Raw genomic sequence first — 24,089 nt, 5'->3', positions numbered from 1 at the left:
AGGCTCACGCCCGCCGGTGCACGGCCTCCTCGGCTTCGAGGGCGTGGTCGAGGCGGCCGACCATCTCCTTGGGGCAGACCTGCCAGAACCGCTCCAGCGCCCGGTCCCAGTCGCGCAGCAGCGCCTGGGCGAGGCCCGATCCGGTCTCCCGGGCGTGCTCCTCGACGAGCGCCTTCAGCACCCCTTCCCAGTGCGGGCTGCCGATCCGGCAGGTGATCACGCTCTCGCGGTTCAGCGCGGTCTGGAAGCTGTCGTCGGCGTCGTAGACGAAGGCCATGCCGCCGGTCATGCCGGCGGCGAAGTTGAAGCCCACGGGCCCCAGGATCACCGCCACGCCGCCGGTCATGTACTCCAGCCCGTTGGCGCCGCAGCCCTCGACCACGGTGGTGGCGCCGGAGTTGCGCACCGCGAACCGCTCGCCGGCCAAGCCGGCCGCGAACAGCCGCCCGGACGTGGCCCCGTAGAGCACGGTGTTGCCGAGGATGGCGTTCTTCTCCGGCCGCGCCAGGTGCGGCGAGGGCCGGATGGCGATGGTCGCGCCCGACAGCCCCTTGCCCACATAGTCGTTGGCCTCCCCGGTGAGCTCGATGCGCAGGCCCTGGACCGCGAAGGCGCCCAGGCTCTGGCCGGCCGAACCCTTCAGCTGCACTGTCAGGTGGCCGGGGGCGAGTCCCTCCATCCCGAACTTGCGCACGATGTGCGAGCTGGTCCGGGCCCCGATCGAGCGGGCGGTCGACGCCACCGTGTAGGTGAGCTGCATCTTCTCGCCGCGTTCGAAGACGGGGGCGGCGTCGCGGACGATCTGGGCGTCCAGGGTGTCGGGCACCTCGTTGCGGCCCATGACCGTGCAATAGGGCCGGTTCTGGCCGGGGTCGGCCTTCACCAGCAGCGGGTTCAGGTCGAGGTCGTCCAGGTGCTCGCCGCCGCGCGAGACCTGCATCAGAAGGTCCGTGCGCCCGACGATCTCCTGCAGCGATTTCGCGCCCAGCGAAGCCAGGATCTCGCGCACCTCCTCGGCGATGAAGGTGAAGAGGTTGATCACCTTGTCCGGCGTGCCGGTGAACTTGGCGCGCAGCGCCTCGTCCTGGGTGCAGACCCCCACCGGGCAGGTGTTGGAATGGCACTGGCGCACCATGATGCAGCCCATGGCGATCAGGCTGGCCGTGCCGATGCCGAACTCCTCGGCCCCCAGCATGGCGGCGATCACCACGTCGCGGCCGGTGCGGATCCCGCCGTCCGTCCGTAGACGGACGGAATGTCGCAGATTGTTCAGTGTGAGGACCTGATTGGCTTCGGAGAGGCCCATCTCCCAAGGCCCGCCGGCGTACTTGATCGAGGTCTGGGGCGAGGCGCCCGTGCCGCCGACGTTGCCGGAGATCAGGATCACGTCGGCCTTGGCCTTGGCCACCCCCGCCGCGATCGCGCCGATGCCGGTCATGGCCACGAGCTTCACGCAGACCCGGGCGTCCGGGTTGATCTGCTTCAGGTCGTAGATGAGCTGGGCCAGGTCCTCGATCGAATAGATGTCGTGGTGCGGCGGCGGGCTGATCAGCATCACCCCCGGCGTGGAGTGGCGCAGCTTGGCGATCAGCTCGGTGACCTTGAAGCCGGGCAGCTGGCCGCCTTCGCCCGGCTTGGCGCCCTGGCTGACCTTGATCTCGATCTCGCGGCACTGGTTCAGGTACTCGGCGGTCACCCCGAACCGGCCCGACGCGATCTGCTTCACCGCCGAGTTGGGGTTGTCGCCGTTCGGCAGCGGCGTGTAGCGCGCGCGGTCCTCGCCGCCCTCGCCGGAGACGCTCTTCGCCCCGATCCGGTTCATGGCGATGTTCAGCGCCCCGTGCGCCTCGGGGGACAGCGCCCCCAGGCTCATGCCGGGCGTGACGAACCGCTTGCGGATCTCGTTGACGCTCTCGACCTCGTCGATGGCCACGGCCTTGCCGTCCGGCCGCACGTCCAGCAGGTCGCGCAGCTGGATCGCCGGCTGCTTGCGCATCCCTTCCGAGAATCGCCGGTAGAGCTGGTAGTCGCCCCGGTCGCAGGCGGTCTGCAGGGTGTGGATCATCCGCGCCTCGAAGGCGTGGGCCTCGCCCGCCCGGCGCGACTTGTAGAAGCCGCCCACCGGCAGGGAGAGCGCCGCCGGGTCCCAGGCGCGGCGGTGCAGTTCGACGGCCTTGGCCTCCAGGCCCGCCAGGCCGATGCCCGAGATGCGCGACGGCATGCCCGGGAAGAACTCCGCCACCAGGCTGCGCGACAGGCCCACGGCCTCGAAGTTCAGCCCGCCGCGGTAGGACGAGATCACCGAGATGCCCATCTTGGCGATGATCTTCAGCAGGCCGCCCTCGATGGCCTTCTTGAAGTTCAGGCACAGCTCGCGCAGCGTCAGCTCGCCGGTCAGCCCGCGGTCCTGGCGGTCCAGGAAGCTCTCCTGCGCCAGGTAGGCGTTCACCGCCGTCGCCCCGCAGCCCACCAGGACCGCGAAGTAGTGGGTGTCCAGGCACTCGGCCGAACGCACGACGATCGAGACGTAGGACCGCAGCCCCTTGGCCACCAGCCAGGCGTGCACCCCGCCGGTGGCCAGGATCATCGGCAGGGCCACCCGGTCGGGCCCGGTGTTCAGGTCCGACAGCACGATGGTCGAGCAGCCGCGCAGCGCCGCGTCCTCGGCCTCCATGCGGATCCGCTCGAGGTTCGCCCTGAGCGCGTCGCCCGCCCGCGACTCCTCGGCCGGCAGCGGCATGGTGCAGTCCACCACCGCCACGTTCTTTTCGCCGATCGCCTCCACCAGGCGCGCGTACATGCCGGTGGTCAGCACGGGGCTGTCGAGGACGAAGACGTCCGTCTGGGTCTCATCCTCGGCCAGGATGTTGCCGAGGTTCTTGAAGCGGGTCTTCAGCGACATCACCGCCGTCTCGCGGAGCGAGTCGATCGGCGGGTTGGTCACCTGGCTGAAGTTCTGCCGGAAGAAGTGGCTGAGCGGCCGGTACTCGTTGGACAGCACCGCCAGCGGGGTGTCGTCGCCCATGGAGCCCACCGCCTCCTTGGCCTCCTCGACCATGGGGGCGAGGATCAGCTCCAGGTCCTCAAGGCTCATCCCGGCGGCCGCCTGCCGGCGGACCAGCTCCTCGCGGCTGAACAGGCGCTCTTCCGCGCCGGGGCCGATCTTCTCCTCCAGCTCGACCATGTTGCCGAGCCAGCGGTCGTAGGGGTGCTGGGCGGCCAGGCGGTCGATGATCGCCTCCTCGCCGTAGAGCCGTCCCTCCACCAGGTCGACGGCCAGCATGCGGCCGGGCGCGATGTGCGACTTCCTGGTGATCCGCGCCTCCTCGATCCGGCACATGCCGGCCTCGGAGCCCACGATCAGCAGGCCGTCGTCGGTCTCGGTGACGCGCAGGGGGCGAAGCCCGTTGCGGTCCTTGCCGGCCACCACCCAGCGGCCGTCCGTGGCGCAGACCGCGGCCGGCCCGTCCCAGGGCTCCATCACCGCATTGGCGTAGGCGTAGAGCGCCCGGTGCGCCGGCTTGATCTGCCCCTCGGTGCGGGCGTTCCAGGCCTCGGGGATCAGCAGGGTCTTGGCCATGGGCGCGTCGCGTCCGGCGCGGACCAGCACCTCGAAGGTGTTGTCGAGCGCGGCCGAGTCCGATCCGCCCGGCTGGATCACCGGCTTCACGTCCTCCTGGTAGTCGCCGAAGGCGCCGGCGGCCATGCGGATCTCGTGGCTCCGCATCCAGTTGCGGTTGCCCTTCAGGGTGTTGATCTCGCCGTTGTGGGCCAGCATCCGGAACGGCTGGGCCAGCCGCCACTCCGGGAAGGTGTTCGTCGAATAGCGCTGGTGGAAGATCGCCACCGCCGCCTGGAAGCGCGGGTCGGTGAGGTCCGGATAGAACTCGTCGATGTGCTCGGCCAGGAACATCCCCTTGTAGATCAGCGACCGGGCCGACAGCGAGCAGATGTAGAAGTGCTGGATGTTGGCCTGGGCGACCTGCTTCTCGATCCGCTTGCGGCACAGGAACAGCGCGCGCTCCAGCGCCTCGCCCTCCAGGCCCTTGGGCGGGGAGAGCATGATCTGCTCGATCTCGGGGCGGGTGGCGTTGGCCTTCTCGCCGATCACCGAGGTGTCGGTCGGCACCTGCCGCCAGCCGTAGATGTAGAAGCCGAAGCGCAGCGCCTCCGCCTCGACGATGGTCCGGCAGGTCTCCTGGGCGGCGAGGTCCGTGCGCGGCAGGAAGACCTGGCCCACGGCGATCGGGCCCGGACGCACCTTGTGGCCGATCCGCTCCACGTGGGCGGCGAAGAAGTCGCGCGGCACCGAGACCAGCACGCCCGCGCCGTCGCCGGTCTTGCCGTCGGCGTCGACGGCGCCGCGGTGCCAGACGGCCTTCAGCGCCCGGATCGCCAGCTCCACCACCTCCCGGCGCGGCCGCCCGTCGATGGCGCAGACCAGGCCGACGCCGCAGGCGTCGTGCTGCTCGGTGATGTCGTAGCCGCCGTTGGCCTCCAGCAGCCGCCCGCGCTCGGACAGGTAGTGTTCGACGTACTCTTCGCCCCCCACCTGACCGTCATGGCCGGGCTTGTCCCGGCCATCCATGAACGCCCGATGGTCAGAGCCTTGCGCGGAGGACGCGGAGATCATGGATCCCCGGGACAAGCCCGGGGATGACGTGCGGAGGGTATCGGTCATGGCGGTCACTCCGCGGCCATGAGCGCATCGGCGCTCTTGTGGGCCGCCAGGTAGCGGTGGATGGCGTCGGCGCTGTCGCGGCCGTCGCGGATGGCCCAGACGACCAGGCTCGCGCCGCGCACGATGTCGCCGGCGGCGAAGACGCCCGGGATCGAGGTCATCATGGTCCGGAAGTCGGCTTTCAGCGTGCCCCAGCGGGTGGTGGCCAGCTCCGGCGCCTCGAAGGCCGCGGGCAGGTTCTCGGGGTCGAAGCCCAGGGCCTGGATGACCAGGTCGGCCCTCAGGTCGAAGTCGGCGCCCTCGACCTCCTCCGGCGACTGCCGACCCGAGGCGTCGGGCGGGCCCAGCCGCATGCGCGCGGCGCGCACGCCGGCCGCCTGCAGCGCCTCCCCGGTGACCGCCCGCGGCGCGGCCAGCCATTCGAAGACCACGCCCTCCTCCTCGGCGTTCATCACCTCGCGCGCCGAGCCCGGCATGTTGGCCCGGTCGCGGCGGTAGAGGCAGGTCACCGAGGCCGCGCCCTGGCGGATCGCCGTGCGCACGCAGTCCATGGCGGTGTCGCCGCCGCCCACCACCACGACGTTCTTGCCGGCCGCGTGCAGCCGCCCGTCGGCGAGTTCGGCGACCTCGTCGCCCAGGTCGAGGCGGTTCTCGGCGATCAGGTAGTCGAGCGCGGCGACCACGCCCTCGGACCCCGCGCCGGGGGTGGCCAGGTCGCGGGCCTTGTAGACGCCGGTGGCGACCAGGACGGCGTCGTGCGCGCCACGCAGGTCCGCCAGGGTCGCGTCGCGGCCGACCTCGAAGCCCAGGCGGAACTCGATCCCGCCGTCGGCCAGCCGCTGGGTGCGGCGCGCGACCACGTCCTTCTCCAGCTTGAAGCCGGGAATGCCGTAGATCAGCAGGCCGCCCGGCCGGTCGTGGCGGTCGTAGACGGTGACGGCGTAGCCCTGCTCGCGCAGGCGCTCGGCCGCCGCCAGGCCCGCCGGCCCCGCGCCGATCACCCCCACCGACTGGCCCCGGTCGGGACCGGGGACCAGCGGCTGGACCCAGCCTTCTTCCCAGGCCTTGTCGGTCAGGTACTTCTCCACCGCCCCGATGGTGACGGTGCCGTGGCCGGACTGCTCGATGACGCAGTTGCCCTCGCACAGCCGGTCCTGCGGGCAGATCCGGCCGCAGATCTCCGGCATGGAGTTGGTCGCCTGCGACAGCGCATAGGCCTCCTGCAGCCGGCCCTCGGCGGTCATCCTCAGCCAGTCGGGGATGTTGTTATGCAGCGGGCAGTGGGTCTGGCAGAACGGCACGCCGCACTGCGAGCAGCGCGAGGCCTGCTCGGCGGCCTTGGCGTCGATGAACTCCGCATAGATCTCGTGGAAGTCGCCCTTCCGCGCGGCCGCGTCCCGCTTCGGCGGCGTCGCCCGGGGCGTGGTCGTGAACTTCAGCATGCGTTCGGCCATGGGCGATCGCTCCTTCCAGAGCGGCCCACATAGGCGACGGCGCGGCTGTGGAAAAGTCGATCATCCAAAAAGGGGACCATGTTCCTGCGTCAGATTGCGCGAAGGCCAGGCTCTGCGATCGCTTCGCAGCAAGATAGTCCAATTTTGAGATGAACCCGATGTTCACCATAGTGCCGCCCTTTGCCGTCTTCCCCCTTGAGCTGGAGTTCCGCCGTGCCGGATTGGGTCTACGCCGTCATCCTGGGCGTCATCGAAGGCCTGACGGAGTTCATCCCGGTCTCGTCGACGGGCATGATGCTGCTCGCCAAGCACGGCATGGGGCTGACCGACCCCTTCTGGAACACCTTCGCGGTGATGATCCAGCTGGGCGCGATCCTGGCGGTGGTCGTGCTCTACTTCGGCAAGCTGTGGCGGGCGGTGATCACCCTGCCGAGCGACCCGGCCAGCCGGCACTTCGCCCTGACGGTGATCGTCGCCTTCATCCCCTCGATCGTGCTCGGCCTGCTGCTGCACGACTTCATCAAGGGGGTGCTGTTCGATAGCCCGACGGTGCAGTGCATCTCGCTGATCATCGGCGGCGTCGTCCTGCTGCTCATCGACCGCAGGGCCCCGGCGCCCGTGCATCGGGAGCCGGACCAGCTGCCGCTGAAGACCGCCTTCATCATCGGCCTCTTCCAGGTGCTGGCCATGATCCCCGGCGTCTCGCGCTCGGGCGCGACCATCGTCGGTGGCATGCTGAACAAGGTGGAGAAGCGCGCCGCCGCCGAGTTCACCTTCTTCCTGGCGATCCCGACCATGCTCGGCGCCTTCGTGCTCGACGCCGTCGAGAGCCGCGACCAGCTGATGGCCGGCGAGAACCTCAGCCTGCTGGCGATCGGCTTCGTCACCGCCTTCGTGGTGGCGGTGGTGGTGATCAAGCTGATGCTGGCGATCGTCACCCGGCGGGGCTTCGCCCCGTTCGGCTGGCTGCGGATCGCGATCGGCGCGGTGGGCCTGGCGGCCCTGCAGTTCGCCTAGCGGACCGCGGCGTAGGCCCGGTCGTCCTGGTCGGCGTACTGGCCGCCCTTGCGGTAGCGGTAGAGGTAGGTCGGCAGCACGGCCTCCAGCGTGGTGGGCGTGATCCCCAGCTCCTCGAGCCCCGGATAGGCGCCGCTCACCACATTGTCGGTCTTCAGCAGCTTCGCCTGGTCGGCCGTGATCGGCGGCGGCACGATCCCCTTCACCAGGTCGAAGGCCGAGCCCAGCAGCTCCGCGGCGACGCCCGGCAGCGGCAGCAGCAGGCGCCGGCGGCCGGTCTCGGCCAGGATCATCTCCATGAGCTCGCGGAAGGTGAACACCGCCGGCCCGCCGAGCTCGTAGGTCTGGGCCGCGCACTCCTCCAGGGTGACCATCTTGGCCAGCGCCTTGCCCACGTCGCCCACGAACACCGGCTGGAAGCTGTTGGTGCCGCCGCCGAACAGCGGCAGGGCCGGGCTCATCCCCGCCATGGCCGCGAAGCGGTTGAAGAAGTCGTCCTCCTGGCCGAACACGATCGAGGGCCGGGCGACCACCGCGTCCGGATAGATCTCGCGCACGGCCAGCTCGCCCTCGGCCTTGGTGCGGGCGTACTTGGATTCAGAGGCCTCGTCGGCGCCCAGCGCCGACATCTGCACCACGCGGGTCACGCCCTCGGCCCGGGCCGCCTCGGCGACGTTGCGGGCCCCCATCACATGCACCGCCTGGAAGCCCTGGCGGCCGGTCTCGTAGAGCACGCCCACCAGGTTGAGCGAGGCGGTGGCGCCCTCCAGGGCGCGGCGGATCGAGTCCGGGTTTCGGATGTTGGCCTGCACCACGTCGATCTGGCCCACGTCGCCGTGCAGGCGCATGGCGTAGCCGAGGTTCGGATTGCGCACCGCCACCCGGATCCGCCAGCCGGCCTTGGCCAGCTGCCGCACGGCCTGGGTCCCGATGAAGCCCGATCCGCCGAAGACGGTGACTAGGTTCTGCATGGCCGCGCGGTTTCTTCCGGAGAGCTCGAAACTGCGCCTGCGGATAGACGATGCGGCCCTCCGCCGCAATGCGACGGTGAGGCCAGGTTCGCAAACCTGCTGCGACGCCGTTGACCCGGCCCGGCCGGCGCCCTAAGGAACCGCCCTCGCGCGATCCGGTGGGTCGGGCCCAGGTGGCGGAATTGGTAGACGCGCTGGCTTCAGGTGCCAGTGGCTTAACGGCCGTGAAGGTTCGAGTCCTTTCCTGGGCACCATCCCTCTCTCTATAGTGGAGAGCCGGGATGGATCGCCGGAGCGAGCGCTTTTAAGTGACGACCTATACGCACAGGGGCGACCTGCCCGCAGACGCCCTGGCGGGCGCTTCGGTGGTCGCCATCGACTCGGAGACCATGGGCCTGCGGCTCGGCCGCGATCCGCTGTGCGTGGTGCAGCTCTCCGACGGCGGCGGCGACGCCCATCTGGTGCAGCTCGACCGCGCCACCTACGACGCCCCGAACCTGAAGCGGCTGCTGGCCGATCCGGCGGTGCTGAAGCTCTTCCACTTCGGCCGCTTCGATATCGCCATGTTCTGGCTGCATCTGGGGGTGGTGACCGCCCCCGTCTACTGCACCAAGATCGCCTCCAAGCTCGCGCGCACCTACACCGACCGTCACGGCCTGAAGGACGTGACCCGGGAGCTGCTCAACATCGAGCTCTCCAAGGTCCAGCAGAGCTCGGACTGGGGCGCCGCCGACCTCTCCGAGGAGCAGCTGGCCTACGCCGCCTCCGACGTCATGCACCTGCACGCCCTGCGCGAGCGCCTGGACCGGATGCTGGTCCGCGAGGGCCGCGATGGCCTGGCCAGGGCCTGTTTCGACTTCCTGCCCCACCGCGCCCTCCTGGACGTCGCCGGCTGGGAAGACGTCGACATCTTCGCGCACTCCTGACGGGATCGGGCATGAGCGCGGCGGACCCCTCCACGATGGCGACCCCGGGCCGGCGTCCGGAGATCGTGCGCTGGCGCCGCCGCTCTCGGGTCCTGCGCCTGCTCAGGTTCGGCCTGCCCGCGGCCATCGTGCTGATCCTGGCGGTGATGGCCGGGACGGTGGCGTGGAACGCCCTGCGCGCCAAGCCGGCCGAGGCCGGCGACCCCGACGCCCCGATCCGCCTGGTGAATCCCCGCTTCGTGGGCCGCGACGACAAGGGCCGCGCCTTCGTGCTCACCGCCGCCTCGGCCACCCGCGATCCGAAGGACTATCAGCGCGTCATCCTCGACAAGCCGGCCCTGGTGATGGACGAAGAGGGGCCCGACCCCTTGCGGATCTCCGGCGGCGCGGGCGTCTACCACGAGGGGAACCGAAAGCTGCAGCTCTCCGGCGGCGTGCGGCTCGCCGGCGCCCGGCAGGCGTTCGAGACGGCCAGTTCCATGTTCGACACCAAGACCGGGGAACTGGTGGGTTCAGGTCCTATTCAGGGGTCAGGGTCCCTTGGAGAAATCACCGCGAAGTCCTATGCCGTCTACGGCAGAGGCGAGCGCATGGTGTTCAAGGGCGGCGTGCGGACGCGGCTCCAGACGAAGTAGCAGGCGATGCGGATGAAGCTCCTTTCCACGATCACGGCGGCGGCCCTGGCCCTCGCGGCCGCCCCGGCCGTGGCCCAGCTCGCGCGGGACACCAATGCGCCGGTGGACATCACCGCCGACGAGCTGGAGGTCATCAACACCGAGTGCGTGTCGATCTGGCGCGGCAACGCAGAGGCCCTGCAGGCCGACGCGCGCCTGCGCGCCAACGTCCTCACCGCCCGCTTCCAGACCAAGGCCGCCACCACCGCCGGCGGCGCCGGCGACTGCGGCGACCTGCAGCGCATGGAGGCCCAGGGCCAGGTCTACTACGCCACCCCGCAGCAGCGGGTGCGGGCCGACAACGCCATCTACGAGGCCGTCGGCGAGACCCTCACCATGACCGGCGACGTGGTCGCCGTTCAGGGCCAGAACGTGCTGCGCGGCACGCGCATGGTCATCAACACGCGCACCGGCCAGGGGACGATGCAGGGCGCCGCCACCGGCCGGAACAAGACGGGCCGGGTGCGCGGGGTCTTCTATCCCAACCAGCAGCCCAACCAGGCGCGTCCCTAGCCGTGGCCCTCAAGCGCGAACAGGTCGCGACGACCCTGCCGGATCTCGCGGGCGAGGGGCTGGTCGTCGACAACATCGGCAAGTCCTATCGCGGGCGGCCGGTGGTGAAGGGCGTCTCCCTGCGGCTGTGCCGCGGCGAGGTGGCGGGCCTGCTCGGCCCCAACGGCGCGGGCAAGACCACCTGCTTCTACATGATCACCGGCCTGATCCCGGCCGACTACGGCGCCATCTACCTGGACGGCGAGAACATCACCGCCCAGCCGATGTACCAGCGCGCCCGCATGGGCGTCGGCTACCTGCCGCAGGAGACCTCGATCTTCCGCGGGATGACCGTGGGCGAGAACGTCATGGCCGTGGTCGAGCTGCGCGAGCGCGACCGCAAGAAGGCCCGCGCCATGGTCACCGAGCTCCTCGAGGAGCTGCACATCGAGCACCTGCGCAACGCACCGGCCATCTCGCTGTCGGGCGGCGAGCGGCGCCGGGTGGAGATCGCCCGGGCGCTGGCCTCGGAGCCGTCCTTCATGCTGCTGGACGAGCCGTTCGCCGGCATCGACCCGCTCGCCATCGCCGACATCCGCGAGGTGATCAGCTACCTCAAGAAGCGCGGCATCGGCATCCTGATCACCGACCACAACGTGCGCGAGACGCTGGACATCATCGACCGCGCCTCGATCATCCACGCCGGCGAGGTGCTCTTCGAGGGCAGCCCGGACGAGATCGTCGACGATCCGGAAGTGCGCCGCGTCTACCTGGGCGACCGCTTCAACTAGCCTCCCGCATGGCCCGCATCCGCTGGCCCTCCTCGGCGCAGTACTTCCGCCAGCGCGCCCGCAGCGCCGCCGGCCGCTCCGGATAGCGGTCCTCCAGGAATTCCGCCTCCGACACCCGGTCGGTGCGGAAGCTGCGGAAGTCGCTGCGCAGCTCGCACCAGGCCACCAGCAGCCGGACCGTCTCGTGATAGCCCACCGCGAAGGGCCAGATCCTGCGCTCGGTCTCGCGATCCTGCTCGTCGCGGTAGACCAGCCGGATCTTGCGTCCGGCATGGATGGCGCGCCGCGCCTGGGCCATGTCGATCCGGTCGGGCATGGCGTTCCAGTTGGGCGCGGCGCGGGTCGCGGGCTCCAGCACCAGGGGACGCAGCCGTTCGGGCACCGCCACGCCGATCTTGGCGATCAGGTCCATCGCCGCGCGCGCCAGCTCCGGGTCGCCCCGCCGCGCCACCCACTGCGCGCCCAGCACCGCCGCCTCCACCTCGTCCGGCGTCAGCATCAGCGGCGGCAGGTCGTACCCGCCCTCGAGCACATAGCCGACGCCGGCCTCGCCGCGGATCGGCACCTGCTGGCCGATCAGGTCGGCGATGTCGCGGTAGACCGTGCGCTTGGAGGTCTCCAGCTCCGCGGCGATGGCGTCGGCGGTCACCGGCCCGCGGTGACGCCGCAGCACCTGGATGATCTGGAACAGCCGGTCCGCCCGCCGCATCGCCTCTCCCGCCAAGCTGCTGACAGAATGTTGGCAGCAGGGGGCCCCTAGTCTGCCGCCGTGTCAACTCGCACGGACGGAGAGCCCCGATGATCACCCTCTACGGCGCCCAGGCGGCCTTCGGCCTGCCGCAGGTCAGCCCCTACGTCACCAAGACGGAGGTGCAGCTGAAGATGGCGGGGCTCGCTTACGAGCCGAGCGACGCCATGCCCGACGAATCGCCCAAGGGCCAGATCCCGTTCATCGACGACGGCGACGTGCGGGTGGCCGATTCGACCTTCATCCGCCTGCACCTGGAGCGGACCTACGGCGTCGACTTCGACGAGGGGCTCAGCCCCCGCCAGCGCGCCGAGGCCTGGGCGGTGGAGCGGATGCTGGAGAATCAGCTCGGCTGGGTGATCGGCTACTTCCGCTGGCTGACGCCCGAGAACTTCGAGAAGGGCCCGGCCCACTTCTTCGACGACGCGCCCGCCGGCCTGCAGGACGCCATCCGCGCGGAGGTGCTGGCTGAGGTGCGCGCCGCCATGCGCGCCCAGGGCGTCGCCCGCCATTCGGACGCGGAGATCGTCGAGCTCGGCCTGCGGTCTCTCGCCGCACTCTCGGAGATCCTCGGCGATCAGCCCTTCCTGTTCGGCGACCGCCCCTGCGGGACCGACGCCACGGCGCTCGGCATGCTGGCGGCGCTCTACACGCCGTTCTTCCCCTGCGAACTGCGGGACCGGGCGCTGGGATTCGGCAACCTGGTCGACTACGCCGACCGGCTGATGGCCCTGTTCTATCCGGAATTTCCGTGGCGGGCGGAGGCCGCCGAGCCGCTCGCCGCCTGACCGTCTGCTGAATTTCCCGGCCGGTTAACCAATCGGTTGGGAAAGCGCCCCTAGCCTCCAGCAAGAAACAGGCCAGAGGGGGCTTCCTTGGCGCTCGGCGCGCGACTCGAGATCCGGCAGGGACAGGGGCTGGTCATCACGCCCCAGCTGCAGCAGGCCATCAAGCTGCTGCAGCTTTCCAACATCGAGCTGGAGGCGTTCGTCGAGGGCGAACTGGAGCGCAACCCGCTGCTGCAGCGGGAGGACCGCGAGGGCGAGGCCGAGCCCGAGGCCCCGGCCGAGGCGGCCCAGGACTTTTCCGCCGACCGGATCGACGACGCCGGCGCCCGCGCCGAGATGGACGTCAGCCACGACGAGGCCTCGCCCGGCGAGCGCGCCACCGGCGACGCCCCGGACGCGCCGGCCGCCGACGCCGGCGGGGCCATCGACTGGTCGCGCGCCGGCAACGGCGGCTCCACCGGCTTTGACGGCGACCCCGACGCCATGGAAAGCGCGCTCAGCCGCGAGAAGACGCTCGCCGAGCACCTCTACGACCAGCTGGCGGTGGCCGGCCTGTCGGCGGCCGAATCGGCGGTGGCCAGCGTGCTGATCGATTCCGTCGACGAGGGCGGCTACCTGCGCGCCGATCTCTGGGAGATCGCCGAGCGGCTGGGCTGCGAACTGGCCTTCGTCGAGCAGGTGCTGGGCGTCGTCCAGGGCTTCGAGCCCACCGGCGTCGCCGCCCGCGACGTGCGCGAGTGCCTGATGCTGCAGCTCAAGGACCGCAACCGGTTCGACCCGGCCATGGACGCCCTGCTGGAGAACCTGCCGCTGCTCGCCCGGCGCGACATGGCCGCGCTGAAGAAGGCCTGCGGCGTCGACGACGAGGACCTGAAGGAGATGGTCGCCGAGCTGAAGGCGCTGACGCCCCGCCCGGGCGCCGCCTTCGGGGCCGAGCCCGTCCAGCCGGTGGCGCCCGATGTCTTCGTGCGCGAGAGCCTGGGCGGCCTGTGGCACGTGGAGCTCAACTCCGACACCCTGCCGCGCCTGCTGGTGGACCAGCGCTACCACGCCCGCGTCGCCGGCGCGGCGCGCTCCGACCAGGAGAAGACCTTCGTCTCCGACTGCCTGGCCCAGGCCAACTGGCTGGTGAAGAGCCTCGACCAGCGGGCCAGGACCATCCTCAAGGTGTCGTCCGAGATCGTGCGCCAGCAGGACGCCTTCCTGGCCTATGGCGTGGAGCACCTGCGGCCGCTGAACCTGAAGACCGTCGCCGACGCCATCGGCATGCACGAATCCACCGTGAGCCGGGTCACCTCCAACAAGTACATCGCCACGCCGCGCGGCGTGTTCGAGATGAAATTCTTCTTCACCTCGGCGATCCAGGCCACCGAGGGGGGCGAGGCGCACTCGGCCGAGAGCGTCCGCCACCGTATCCGCCAGCTCATCGACGCCGAGGCCAGCGAGAGCGACGTGCACTCCGACGACCGCATCGTGGAGATCCTCAAGCAGGCCGGCGTCGACATCGCCCGGCGCACCGTCGCCAAGTATCGCGAGGCCATGCGCATCCCGTCTTCGGTGGAGCGCCGCAGGCTTTTGAAGGACGCCGTCTAGCCGCCGGTCGATTGCGCCGGTGTGTTGCCAAAAAACGCCTTGGCGGGCCGATCTCCAGACCCCAGATGAAGCGGTCGATGCATGACCGCTCCGAGACCCATCAGTCCCTGTCGGACATCCTGAAGGCCCTCGCCGATCACGAGGAGCCGCAGATCTCGGTCGCCCAGATGGTGGAGCGGTTCGGGGGCCGGGCGCTGGGCGGCCTCCTGCTGATCTTCGGCCTCGCCTGTTCCCTGCCGCTGCCGCCCGGCGGCACCACCATCTTCGGCGCGCCGCTCCTGCTGCTCGCGCCCCAGCTGGTGATCGGCGCGCGCCATCCCTGGCTTCCGGCCAAGGTGCGGCGCGGCTCGGTGGCCACCGCCGACCTGAAGAAGGGCCTGCCGCGCATCCTGCCCTGGGTGCGGCGGGTGGAGGCGGTCTCCCGGCCCCGGTTCGGCTTCCTGTTCGGCGGGGTCGGCGAACGGGTGATCGGGGTCACCTGCACCCTCCTGGCGGCGATCCTCATCCTGCCGATCCCGCTCGGCAACATGCTGCCCGCCGCGGCGGTCAGCGTGCTGTCGCTGGCGCTCATCCAGCGCGACGGTCTCCTGGCCCTGTTCGGCTATGCGCTGACGGCCGCCAGCTTCGGCGTTCTGGTGCTCGCCGGCAGCCTGCTGACGCACGGATTCCACCAGCTGCTCGGACTATTTTCGCACGCTTGACACCATCCGGCGGCGGGCGCGTTGATGGGTGATGCAAGTTCAAGTCACCGGCAAACACGTCGATGTCGGCGAGGCTCTGCGTACGCGAGTCTCCGACGAGCTCTCCACCAGCATAGGGAAGTATTTCGACCGCGGCGGCGGCGCCGACGTGGTGGTCAGCCGAGAGGGCCAGGCCTTCAAGGTGGACTGCGCGGTCACCCTGGCCTCCGGCCAGCAGCTGACCACCCACGGTGTCGGCGGCGACGCCCACCTGGCGTTCGATGCGGCCATGGCCAAGATGGCCAAGCGTATCCGCCGGTACAAGAACCGGCTGAAGGACCACCACATCCAGGCGCTCGCCAAACAGGCCGAGACCGCCGCTTACTTCGTCCTGCGCTCGCCGGACGAGGAGGAGGAGGGCGACGATCTGGACGACGACTCGTCCGGAGCCTTCCCCGAACCCATGGTCATCGCCGAGACCGAGAGGCCCGTGCGGACCATGACCGTTTCGATGGCGGTCATGGAGCTGGACCTGACCGAATCTCAAACAATCGTGTTCCGGAACGCTGCCCACGGCGGATTGTCGGTGGTATATCGCCGCCCCGACGGGAACATCGGCTGGATCGACCCCGAGCGGACCAGGAATGGGAATGGCGACGGAACCGGCGAGGCCTGACCGCGCTTCGCCAGACCGTCATATGGTTTCGCTAGGGACCGGCCGTGAAGTTGCGGGCGCTTTAGAAGACAGATGCATATCGGCGAATTCCTCGATCGCAACGCGATCTCCCTGCGCGTGAGCGCGGCCAACAAGCGCCAGGCCCTGGCGGTGGTGGCCGAGATCGCCGCCCGCAACCTCGGCCTGGAGGCCGGGGTGATCCTCGACGCGCTGGCCGAGCGCGAGCAGGCCGGCTCCACCGGCGTGGGCTACGGCGTCGCGGCCCCGCACGCCCGGCTCGAGGGCCTGTCGCGCATGCGCGGCGTCTTCGTGCGCCTGGAGCAGCCCGTGGAGTTCGACGCGGTGGACGACAAGCCCGTCGACCTGATCTTCGCCCTGTTCGCCCCCAAGGACGCCGGCGCCGAGCACCTGCGGGCGCTGGCCCGCGTCTCGCGGCTGCTGCGCCAGGCCGACCTGCGCGAGCAGCTGCGCCAGGCCCGCACCGCGGACGCCATCCACGCCCTGCTGGTGCAGGACGGCGGGGCCCACCCGCGCTCCTCCGCCGCCTAGGCCTCCTTCAGGCAAGAAAAAAGCCGGCCTTCCGCCGGCTTCGCCCTCCCCTGGACCAGGGGAGGGACAACTTCGGCGTGACAGCTAGTGCACGGAAACCGGCGCCAGCTCGTGGGCGAGGGCCGCGGCCATGGCCGACTCGCGATCGGTCAGCACGGCCAGCCGCTCGCCGTCGGCGCGGTGCACCGCATAAAGGGTCTGCTCGGGGTCGAGCTCGAACCCCTGGATGCTCGCGCTGGGGACGCTCGCCAGGATCTCCGCCGCCTTCACAGGCCGCACATAGACCAGGCTCGGAGCGCCGAGAGCGGCAAACGCTTCAGTTGTCAATACCGGTGTCATCATGACCACCTCCGAAAACTCAACGCGTCGGATGGACGCCGGTTCAGCCGACCTCCGACGTAAGAGGCGCCGAACGGCTCGCACGCCCCGATTGTGACGACCCTGGCCCTCATCCGGCGGTGCGGATCGGGATCTGCTGGATCCGCATCTCCGGCTCGGGCCGGGCCAGGTCGATATGGAGGAGTCCGTGCTCCAGGCTCGCCCCTTCCACCACCATGCCGTCGGCCAGCACGAAGCTCCTCGCGAAGCCCCGGGCGGCGATGCCGCGGTGCAGGTAGGCCTCTTCGGGCTTTCCGCCCCCGTCCCGTTTTCCGGTGACGGTGAGCTGCCGGTCCTCGACGCTGACGTTCAGCTGTTCGGGCGTGAACCCCGCCACCGCCAGGGTGATGCGCAGGCCCCCGTCGCCGCGGTCCTCCACATTGTACGGCGGGTAGCTCTCCGCGGCGGCCTTGGCGGCGCGCTCGATGAGGCTGCGGGTGTGCTCGAAGCCCAGCAGGAACGGGCTGTCGAATAGGATCGACCGGTTCATTCTCGAAGAGTCCTCGATAGAAGCGACTCTCCGGCCGGGCCGCCCGGCAGCGGCGCGGCTCGGCCGGACCGTCCGCATATGGGGTCTGGCGGTTGCCTCTGCAACGCAGGGCGGTTTCATTGCCCCGCTCGTCGCACCTCGCTGGACCCGCGCCCGGTTTGGCCCGACGCTCATCACCGTGACCAGGAGTTGTCCATGAAGCCCGTCGCCTCCGCCTGCATCGCCGCCGCCGCGGCCCTGGCGCTCGCCGCCTGCGACGAGCCCAAGCCGCGCAATCCCCCGCCGCCCGAGGCCGCGGCGCCCGCGCCGCCGGCCGCCGACGCGGCTGCTCCGGCCGCCGCCCCGGCCGCCGCCCCGGCCGCCGGCGCCGCCGCCAGCGCCGGGCTTCCCAAGCGCGAGGGCCTGGCCGGCTTCTACGTGGACTACATCGGCGCCGCGCCCGACCCCCTGAACCGCCAGCCCGCCGTGGTGGCGGCCGACAAGCCGCTGACGGTCGGCGGCTTCGCCTTCGACGCGGCGGGCAAGCAGCCGGCCAGGGCGGTGGACGTCGTCATCGACGGCGCGGCCTATCCCGCCGCCTACGGCGCGCCGCGGTCGGACGTGGCCAGGTTCCACAAGACCGACGCCCTGGTGAACGTCGGCTACGCCGTCACCATTCCCGCCGGGACGGTCGCGCCCGGCGACCACACCCTGGTCCTGCGCGTCGTCTCCGCCGACGGCGCCGGCTACCAGGAATCGGTCCCGGTGAAGTTCACGGTGCGCTAGCGCCATCGTCCGAGAGGAGCGCTACGCCGCATGGAAGCCACGCCCGCCCAGGTGCTGATCAGCCTCGACCCGCCCTACCGGATCGCGGACGACGCCACGGAGTTCGTCTTCCTGGGATGGGCGCAGGTGGACGACCCGGCCGCGCCCGACGTCCGGATGACCGTCAACGGGGTGGAGGTCCCGGTCCGCCTCGGCGAGCGGCCGCCGAACCTCCACCTCTATTACAAGGACGTGGAGGCGCTGACCTTCTTCCAGCGCGTGCACCTCGTGGACCTGCTGCGCGCCGCGCCGCCGCCGCCGGAGCCGTTCCTGCTGGAGGTGGCGGTGGTCAGCGACGGCCGGTCCCGGGTCTTCGAGTACGCCGTCTCCGAGGCCTGGCTGCGCAGGGTCTACGGCCGGCCCGTGCGGGCCCGGGCGATCCCGCCCGAGCCCCTGCAGATCCGGGTCACCGGCGCGGCGGCCGGCGAGTTCCACCGCACCGGCCGGACCACGGCCGAGCAGATCGCCGGCATCCTGGCCCGCGGCGGCCGGCCCCTCGACCAGCACCGGCGCATCCTCGACTTCGGCTGCGGCCCCGGCCGGGTGATCGACTGCGTCCACGACATGCACCCGCAGGCCGAGCTGTTCGGCTGCGACATCGACGGCGAGGCGATCGCCTGGGCGGCGGGCGCCCTGGGCGAGGTCGCCGACTTCCGCGTCAACGGCCTCGAGCCGCCGCTGCCGTTCGAGGACGAGAGCTTCGACCTGATCTACGGGATCTCGGTCTTCACCCACCTGCCGGAGGACCTGCAGAACGCCTGGCTGTTCGAGCTGCGCCGCGTGCTGAAGCCGGGCGGGACCCTGCTGACCACCAAGCTCGACGCCGCCGGCTACGACTATGTGCCGGAGCCCGTGAAGCAGGCCTTCGCCCGCGACGGCTTCGTCTTCTGGGGGGAGGCCGACATTACCGAGGGGCTGCCGGACGTCTACCGCCTGGCCTACCACACCGACGACTACGTCCGCCGCGTCTGGGGCGCCTACTTCGACGTCCTGCACATCGGCTCGCACGACCTCAACCGCACCCAGGACGCGGTGCTGATGCGCCGGCCGCGCCACGCCCTGTCCTGGCTGCCGCCGAAGCTGCGCCGCCGGCTGCACGCCCTGAAGGCCCTGGCGCCGGCCTGAGCGGAAGAGCCTGTCCGGAAAAGGCGAAGGCCCGCCGGCGTTACCGGCGGGCCCTCATGGTGGAGCTAAGCGGAGTCGAACCGCTGACCTCTTGAATGCCATTCAAGCGCTCTACCAACTGAGCTATAGCCCCGAGGTCTCGGGTCGCCGGAGGGCACGCCCCCCGGCGAGGCGCGGAACCTAGTCAAAGCCTTGGCGGCGATCAAGCGGGTCTTTCGACCTTTTTCGCCGCAGGCTTCACCGGTCCCGGTTACCGGTCGTCGACGTCGCCCTCGTCGGGCAGGCCTTCGATCTCGGAATCGTCGAAATCGTCGTCCTCTTCCTCGAGGAACGGCACGTCGGCGTCGTCCTCGACTTCCTCGTCGTCGGAGAACTCGCCCAGGTCGTCGGCGACCGGGCTGACGCCCGGCTCGGCGGCGTCCTCGTCGTCGTCGCCGGCCAGCGGCGGCTCGTCGACCACCTCGTCCAGTTCCGGCGTGACGACGTCCTCTTCCTCGTCCTCGGCCTCGTCGGCCTTGGCGACGACCTGGTCCTCGGCCTCTTCGTCCGCGTCGGTGTCCGGCACGATGGCGCGCGCGCGGACGCGGCGGTTGCGCACCGCCTCGTCAGGATCGAAGTCGCTGCCGCACTTCGGACAGTGCGCGGGGCGCTTGTTGAGATCGTAGAATTTCGCTTGGCAGGTCGGGCAGATCTGCTTGGTGCCGAGCTCGGGATTGGCCAAAGGAGGCGACCCTCTTTAGACGGGGGGTTCTTGAGAAGCGGGCTCCCTTGCCACGGTGGAACGCGGCTGTCAAAGCAATCCCCCTCTCGGGAACCCAGGTGTGCGGAGGCGCGGATTTCAGGCATGGCGGCGGCGGGTTTGAGCGCCAGGCGGAGCGGTCCCCTGAAGGGCGTGGTGCGGGCGCCGGGGGACAAGTCGATCTCCCACCGGGCGCTGATCCTGGGCGCCCTGGCCGACGGCGTCACCGAGATCGAGGGCCTGCTGGAAGGCGACGACGTCAAGCGCACGGCGGCCGCCATGGCGGCCTTCGGCGCCGGCGTCGAACGCCTGGGCGAGGGCCGCTGGCGCGTCGAGGGCCGCGGCGGCTTCGCCGAGCCGGCCGACGTGGTCGACTGCGGCAACGCCGGCACTGGCGTGCGCCTGATCATGGGCGCCGCCGCCGGCTTCGACCTCGCCGTCACCTTCACCGGCGACGCCTCCCTGCGCGGCCGGCCGATGAACCGGGTGCTGAAGCCGCTGGGCGAGATGGGCGCGAGCTGGATCTGCCGCTCGGGCGGGCGCCTGCCGCTCACGCTGAAGGGCGGAAACCTCAAGCGCATCGCCTACCGCCTGCCGGAGCCCTCGGCCCAGGTGAAGTCCGCCGTCCTGCTGGCCGGCCTTAGCGCCGCCGGCGGCGCCGAGGTGATCGAGCCCGAGGCCACCCGCGACCACACCGAGCGCATGCTGCGCGGCTTCGGCGCGGAGGTGCTGGTGAGCGAGGAGGGCGCCGCGCGCCGCATCGTCCTGCCGCCCGGCCAGCGCCTGCGGGGCACGGCCATCCGCGTCCCCGGCGACCCGTCGTCGGCGGCCTTCCCGCTGGTCGCGGCCCTGATCACCCCGGGCTCGGAGGTCACCGTCCAGGGCATGCTCCTGAACCCCCTGCGGATCGGCCTCCTGGAGACGCTCGGCGACATGGGCGCCGACCTCTCCGTCACCAACGTCCGCGACGAGGGCGGCGAGACGGTGGCCGACGTCACCGCCCGCCACTCGCAGCTCACGGGCGTCGAGGTGCCGCCCGAGCGGGCGCCCTCGATGATCGACGAATACCCGATCCTCGCGGTCGCCGCGGCCTTCGCCGACGGGCCCACCCGGATGCTCGGCATCGGCGAGATGCGGGTGAAGGAGAGCGACCGGATCGCGCTCATGGCCGCCGGCCTCGCCGCCTGCGGCGTGGGCGTGGAGGAGGAGCCCGAGGCCCTCACCGTGATCGGGACCGGGCGGGGCAACCATCCCGTGGCCGGCGGCGCGCGGGTCACGACCCACGGCGACCACCGTATCGCCATGTCCCACCTGGTCATGGGCCTCGCTTCGGAACGCCCCGTCGCCGTCGACGAGCCCGGCATGATCGCCACCAGCTTCCCGGGCTTCGTGGAGCTGATGACCGGCCTCGGCGCGCAGATCGGCGAAGACGCCCCGCAGGCCGCGTGAAGCCGCCGTTCGTCATCACCGTCGACGGCCCCGCCGCCTCCGGCAAGGGCACGATCGCCAGCGGCCTGGCGGCGGTCTACGGCCTGCCGATGCTGGATTCCGGCCTGCTCTACCGGGCGGCCGGCGTGCTCGCCGCCCGCGCCGGCCACGACCTGGACGACGCGGAAGCGGCCGCCGCCGTCGCGCGCCGCCTGACCGCCGAGGACCTCTCCGATCCGGAGTTCCGCACCCGCGGGGCCGGCGAGGCGGCGAGCCGGGTGGCCGTGCACCCCGCCGTGCGCCTGGCGCTCCGCGACCTGCAGCTCGCCTTCGCCCGGCGCCCCGGCGGCGCGGTCCTCGACGGGCGCGACCAGGGGACGGTGATCTGCCCGGAGGCCCCGGCCAAGCTCTACGTGACCGCCACGCCGGAGGTCCGCGCCGAGCGCCGCTGGAAGCAGCTCACCGCCCAGGGCGAGGACGTGGCCTACGCCGAGATCCTCGCCGACATCGTGAAGCGCGACGAGCGGGACGGCGGCCGCGCCGACTCGCCCATGCGCCCCGCGCCCGACGCCGTCTTGCTGGACACCACCGAAATGACTATAGAGCAGGCCGCCGATGCGGCCCGCCGCATCGTCGAGGCGGCGCGCGCCCGCTGGGAAGCTTCCTAGTCTTCCTGGGCAAATCCAACCGCGCCTCACCCTCGGACGGCTGCGGGCAGATCCACATAAGCGCCGGGTATCCCTGGCGCCTTCGGTTGCAACCCTTAACCCGACGCGGGGACTCCGTCCGACAGCCCAAAGCTGCGCGGGCCGCGCGTCATTCGAGACGAAAGATACATATGGCTGACGATATGAGCCTGAACCCGACGCGGGACGACTTCTCCGCGCTGCTCGACGAGTCCCTCGGCGGGCGTGACTTCATGGAAGGCCAGGTTGTCCACGGCAAGGTCGTGGCGATCGAGAAGGACTTCGCGATCATCGACGTCGGTCTGAAGACCGAAGGCCGCGTGCTCCTGAAGGAATTCGCCAACCCCGGCGAGGACAAGCCCGCCCTGAAGGTCGGCGACACCGTCGAGGTGTTCCTCGAGCGCGTCGAGAACGCCATGGGCGAGGCGGTCATCAGCCGCGACAAGGCCCGCCGCGAGGAAGCCTGGACCCGCCTGGAAGCCGTCTACGAGCGCAACGAGCCGGTGATGGGCGCCATCGTCGGCCGCGTGAAGGGCGGCTTCACCGTCGACCTCGGCGGCGCCTCGGCCTTCCTGCCGGGCTCGCAGGTCGACATCCGCCCGGTGCGCGACGTCGGCCCGCTCATGGGCCGCGAGCAGCCGTTCGCCATCCTCAAGATGGACCGTCCGCGCGGCAACATCGTCGTCTCCCGCCGCGCCATCCTGGAAGAAGCCCGCGCCGAACAGCGCACCGAGCTGGTCAGCCAGCTGCAGGAAGGCGAAGTCCGCGAAGGCGTGGTCAAGAACATCACCGACTACGGCGCGTTCGTGGACCTCGGCGGCATCGACGGCCTGCTGCACGTCACCGACATGAGCTGGAAGCGCGTCAACCACCCGAGCCAGGTCCTGGCGGTGGGCGACACGGTCAAGGTGCAGATCGTCAAGATCAACCCCGAGACCCAGCGCATCTCGCTCGGCATGAAGCAGCTGCAGTCCGACCCGTGGGACGGCGTGGAAGCCAAGTACCCGGTGGGCGCCAAGTTCACCGGCCGCATCACCAACATCACCGACTACGGCGCCTTCGTGGAGCTGGAGCCGGGCGTGGAAGGCCTGGTGCACGTCTCCGAGATGTCCTGGACCAAGAAGAACGTCCACCCGGGCAAGATCGTCTCCACCTCCCAGGAAGTGGAAGTGGTCGTCCTGGACGTCGATCCGTCCAAGCGCCGCGTGTCGCTCGGCCTCAAGCAGGCCATGGCCAACCCGTGGGAGGCCTTCCTGGAGGCCCACCCGATCGGTTCGACCGTGGAAGGCGAGGTCAAGAACGCCACCGAGTTCGGCCTGTTCATCGGCCTCGACAACGACATCGACGGCATGGTGCACCTGTCCGACCTCGACTGGGCGATTTCCGGCGAGGAAGCCATCGCCAAGTACAACAAGGGCGACGTGGTGAAGGCCCGCGTGCTCGACGTCGACGTGGAGAAGGAACGCATCTCCCTCGGCATCAAGCAGCTGGCCGGCGACCCGATGCAGGGCGACAGCTTCCGCAAGGGCCAGACCGTCACCGCGACCGTCACCGAGGTCACCTCGGGCGGCATCGAGGTCCGGTTCGGCGAGGACGAAGCGCCGATGACGGCCTTCATCCGCAAGTCGGACCTGTCGCGCGACCGCGCCGACCAGCGCCCCGAGCGCTTCGCCGTGGGTGACCGCGTCGACGCCCAGATCACCAACGTGGACAAGGCCGCCCGCCGCGTCTCGCTGTCGATCAAGGCGCTCGAAATGGTCGAGGAGAAGGAAGCCATCGAGAAGTTCGGCTCCTCCGACTCCGGCGCCTCGCTGGGCGACATCCTGGGCGCGGCTCTCCGCGAGAAGGCCCAGAAGGAGTAGTTTCAGCGTCATCGCTGAACATGAGCGGCGGCCCGGGAAACCGGGCCGCCGTTTTCATTTGATGGGATGTGCGGCTCACGCCACGGTTGCGCCCAAGCTTTGCCATACGGGCCCGTAAACCGTCATTCCGCCTTGAATCCACAGGCGGAGTCTTCCATGGTCGCGCCGCTCCCCACTCCCCGAAGGGCCGCATGATCAAGTCTGAGCTCATCGCAAAGCTTGCGGAAGAGAATCCGCACCTGACGCAGCGCGACATCGAGCGCGTCGTGGGCGTGATCCTCGAGCGGATGATCCTGGCGCTGGAGGACGGCGGCCGGGTGGAGCTGCGCGGCTTCGGCGCGCTCTCCGTGCGCTCCCGCGACGCCCGCGCCGGACGCAATCCGCGCACCGGCGAGCCGGTGGACGTGCGCGCCAAGCACGTGCCCTTCTTCAAGAGCGGCAAGGAGCTGCGCGAGCGGCTCAACGCCGTAGACGAGTAGGCGTACCCGAGAGTTCCGACGTGACGAACGTCCAGGAGGGGCTGAAGAAGCTCGAGTC

The 24,089-nt window shown here is 70.6% G+C and carries 23 protein-coding genes and 2 tRNA genes; 17 read left to right on the top strand and 8 right to left on the bottom strand.

Annotated elements, in window-relative coordinates:
• Positions 1–4: 4 nt before the first annotated feature.
• Positions 5–4,588, bottom strand: a complete 4,584-nt coding sequence (gene gltB / locus VM685_RS05515; RefSeq protein ID WP_325459119.1) for a glutamate synthase large subunit — start codon at positions 4,586–4,588, stop codon at positions 5–7.
• A 98-nt stretch (positions 4,589–4,686) separates the two neighbouring features.
• Complete coding sequence (locus VM685_RS05510; protein ID WP_325459118.1) at positions 4,687–6,135, bottom strand: NAD(P)-dependent oxidoreductase; 1,449 nt, start codon at positions 6,133–6,135, stop codon at positions 4,687–4,689.
• A gap of 213 nt (positions 6,136–6,348) precedes the next feature.
• Between VM685_RS05510 and VM685_RS05505 the strand changes: the two genes are divergently transcribed.
• On the top strand, positions 6,349–7,152 hold the full coding sequence (locus VM685_RS05505; RefSeq protein WP_325459117.1) for an undecaprenyl-diphosphate phosphatase: 804 nt from the start codon (positions 6,349–6,351) through the stop codon (positions 7,150–7,152).
• Here VM685_RS05505 and VM685_RS05500 read toward each other — a convergent pair.
• On the bottom strand, positions 7,149–8,123 hold the full coding sequence (locus VM685_RS05500; RefSeq protein WP_325459116.1) for a complex I NDUFA9 subunit family protein: 975 nt from the start codon (positions 8,121–8,123) through the stop codon (positions 7,149–7,151). The two genes, VM685_RS05505 and VM685_RS05500, sit on opposite strands and share 4 nt — an antisense overlap.
• 167 nt (positions 8,124–8,290) lie before the next feature.
• Between VM685_RS05500 and VM685_RS05495 the strand changes: the two genes are divergently transcribed.
• The 5 genes from VM685_RS05495 to lptB all read left to right on the top strand — a co-directional run bounded on the left by VM685_RS05495 (position 8,291) and on the right by lptB (position 11,006).
• Positions 8,291–8,377, top strand: a tRNA-Leu gene (locus VM685_RS05495).
• A gap of 54 nt (positions 8,378–8,431) precedes the next feature.
• Positions 8,432–9,049, top strand: coding sequence for a ribonuclease D (locus VM685_RS05490; RefSeq protein ID WP_325459115.1), 618 nt, complete (start codon positions 8,432–8,434; stop codon positions 9,047–9,049).
• Between the two features lie 11 nt (positions 9,050–9,060).
• Complete coding sequence (gene lptC / locus VM685_RS05485) at positions 9,061–9,684, top strand: LPS export ABC transporter periplasmic protein LptC (RefSeq protein ID WP_325459114.1); 624 nt, start codon at positions 9,061–9,063, stop codon at positions 9,682–9,684.
• A gap of 12 nt (positions 9,685–9,696) precedes the next feature.
• A complete protein-coding gene (locus tag VM685_RS05480) occupies positions 9,697–10,236 on the top strand; it encodes an LptA/OstA family protein (protein WP_325459113.1) in 540 nt (179 codons plus the stop codon).
• Between the two features lie 35 nt (positions 10,237–10,271).
• Positions 10,272–11,006, top strand: a complete 735-nt coding sequence (gene lptB / locus VM685_RS05475; protein WP_325459646.1) for an LPS export ABC transporter ATP-binding protein — start codon at positions 10,272–10,274, stop codon at positions 11,004–11,006.
• On the opposite strand, the gene VM685_RS05470 is transcribed toward lptB, so the two are convergent.
• Positions 10,999–11,715 (bottom strand): YafY family protein, encoded by a 717-nt coding sequence (locus tag VM685_RS05470; RefSeq protein WP_325459112.1) that lies wholly within the window; start codon positions 11,713–11,715, stop codon positions 10,999–11,001. The genes lptB and VM685_RS05470 overlap by 8 nt on opposite strands.
• A gap of 89 nt (positions 11,716–11,804) precedes the next feature.
• Between VM685_RS05470 and VM685_RS05465 the strand changes: the two genes are divergently transcribed.
• The 5 genes from VM685_RS05465 (at position 11,805) to ptsN (ending at position 16,040) form a co-directional block, all read left to right on the top strand.
• Positions 11,805–12,542: a glutathione S-transferase family protein gene (locus VM685_RS05465; protein WP_325459111.1), complete on the top strand. Its 738-nt coding sequence runs from the start codon at positions 11,805–11,807 to the stop codon at positions 12,540–12,542.
• An 87-nt stretch (positions 12,543–12,629) separates the two neighbouring features.
• Entirely contained in the window at positions 12,630–14,135 is a 1,506-nt protein-coding gene (gene rpoN, locus VM685_RS05460) for an RNA polymerase factor sigma-54 (RefSeq protein WP_325459110.1), read from the top strand.
• 65 nt (positions 14,136–14,200) lie between these two features.
• On the top strand, positions 14,201–14,836 hold the full coding sequence (locus VM685_RS05455; protein ID WP_325459109.1) for an exopolysaccharide biosynthesis protein: 636 nt from the start codon (positions 14,201–14,203) through the stop codon (positions 14,834–14,836).
• A 31-nt stretch (positions 14,837–14,867) separates the two neighbouring features.
• On the top strand, positions 14,868–15,491 hold the full coding sequence (hpf, locus tag VM685_RS05450) for a ribosome hibernation-promoting factor, HPF/YfiA family (RefSeq protein WP_325459108.1): 624 nt from the start codon (positions 14,868–14,870) through the stop codon (positions 15,489–15,491).
• 72 nt (positions 15,492–15,563) lie between these two features.
• The gene (gene ptsN, locus VM685_RS05445; RefSeq protein WP_325459107.1) at positions 15,564–16,040 is read left to right on the top strand and encodes a PTS IIA-like nitrogen regulatory protein PtsN; all 477 of its coding nucleotides are present in this window, start codon (positions 15,564–15,566) and stop codon (positions 16,038–16,040) included.
• Between the two features lie 84 nt (positions 16,041–16,124).
• Here the strand turns inward: ptsN and VM685_RS05440 are convergent, their stop codons facing one another.
• Together VM685_RS05440 and VM685_RS05435 are read right to left on the bottom strand one after the other, a co-directional pair.
• A complete protein-coding gene (locus tag VM685_RS05440) occupies positions 16,125–16,379 on the bottom strand; it encodes a DUF1150 domain-containing protein (protein WP_325459645.1) in 255 nt (84 codons plus the stop codon).
• 109 nt (positions 16,380–16,488) lie between these two features.
• Positions 16,489–16,908: an Hsp20 family protein gene (locus VM685_RS05435; protein ID WP_325459106.1), complete on the bottom strand. Its 420-nt coding sequence runs from the start codon at positions 16,906–16,908 to the stop codon at positions 16,489–16,491.
• 195 nt (positions 16,909–17,103) lie between these two features.
• Between VM685_RS05435 and VM685_RS05430 the strand changes: the two genes are divergently transcribed.
• On the top strand, positions 17,104–17,673 hold the full coding sequence (locus tag VM685_RS05430) for a hypothetical protein (RefSeq protein ID WP_325459105.1): 570 nt from the start codon (positions 17,104–17,106) through the stop codon (positions 17,671–17,673).
• 30 nt (positions 17,674–17,703) lie between these two features.
• Positions 17,704–18,837, top strand: a complete 1,134-nt coding sequence (locus tag VM685_RS05425) for a class I SAM-dependent methyltransferase (RefSeq protein WP_325459104.1) — start codon at positions 17,704–17,706, stop codon at positions 18,835–18,837.
• 57 nt (positions 18,838–18,894) lie between these two features.
• On the opposite strand, the gene VM685_RS05420 is transcribed toward VM685_RS05425, so the two are convergent.
• Both VM685_RS05420 and VM685_RS05415 read right to left on the bottom strand, forming a co-directional pair.
• A tRNA-Ala gene (locus VM685_RS05420) sits at positions 18,895–18,970 on the bottom strand.
• 117 nt (positions 18,971–19,087) lie between these two features.
• Positions 19,088–19,558, bottom strand: coding sequence for a TIGR02300 family protein (locus tag VM685_RS05415; RefSeq protein WP_325459103.1), 471 nt, complete (start codon positions 19,556–19,558; stop codon positions 19,088–19,090).
• Positions 19,559–19,681: 123 nt separating this feature from the next.
• Between VM685_RS05415 and aroA the strand changes: the two genes are divergently transcribed.
• The 4 genes from aroA to VM685_RS05395 all read left to right on the top strand — a co-directional run bounded on the left by aroA (position 19,682) and on the right by VM685_RS05395 (position 24,031).
• Positions 19,682–21,025, top strand: coding sequence for a 3-phosphoshikimate 1-carboxyvinyltransferase (gene aroA, locus VM685_RS05410; RefSeq protein WP_325459102.1), 1,344 nt, complete (start codon positions 19,682–19,684; stop codon positions 21,023–21,025).
• Positions 21,022–21,672, top strand: coding sequence for a (d)CMP kinase (cmk, locus tag VM685_RS05405; RefSeq protein WP_325459101.1), 651 nt, complete (start codon positions 21,022–21,024; stop codon positions 21,670–21,672). The genes aroA and cmk overlap by 4 nt, the downstream gene beginning before the upstream one ends.
• 164 nt (positions 21,673–21,836) lie before the next feature.
• Positions 21,837–23,552 (top strand): 30S ribosomal protein S1, encoded by a 1,716-nt coding sequence (gene rpsA, locus VM685_RS05400; RefSeq protein ID WP_325459644.1) that lies wholly within the window; start codon positions 21,837–21,839, stop codon positions 23,550–23,552.
• A 191-nt stretch (positions 23,553–23,743) separates the two neighbouring features.
• Complete coding sequence (locus VM685_RS05395; protein WP_325459100.1) at positions 23,744–24,031, top strand: integration host factor subunit beta; 288 nt, start codon at positions 23,744–23,746, stop codon at positions 24,029–24,031.
• Positions 24,032–24,089: the final 58 nt, after the last annotated feature.

The organism is Phenylobacterium sp., from assembly GCF_035539035.1.
Lineage (GTDB): Bacteria > Pseudomonadota > Alphaproteobacteria > Caulobacterales > Caulobacteraceae > Phenylobacterium.
Note: the sequence above shows the minus strand (reverse complement) of the source record. Positions and strands in the feature narration are given on the sequence as shown.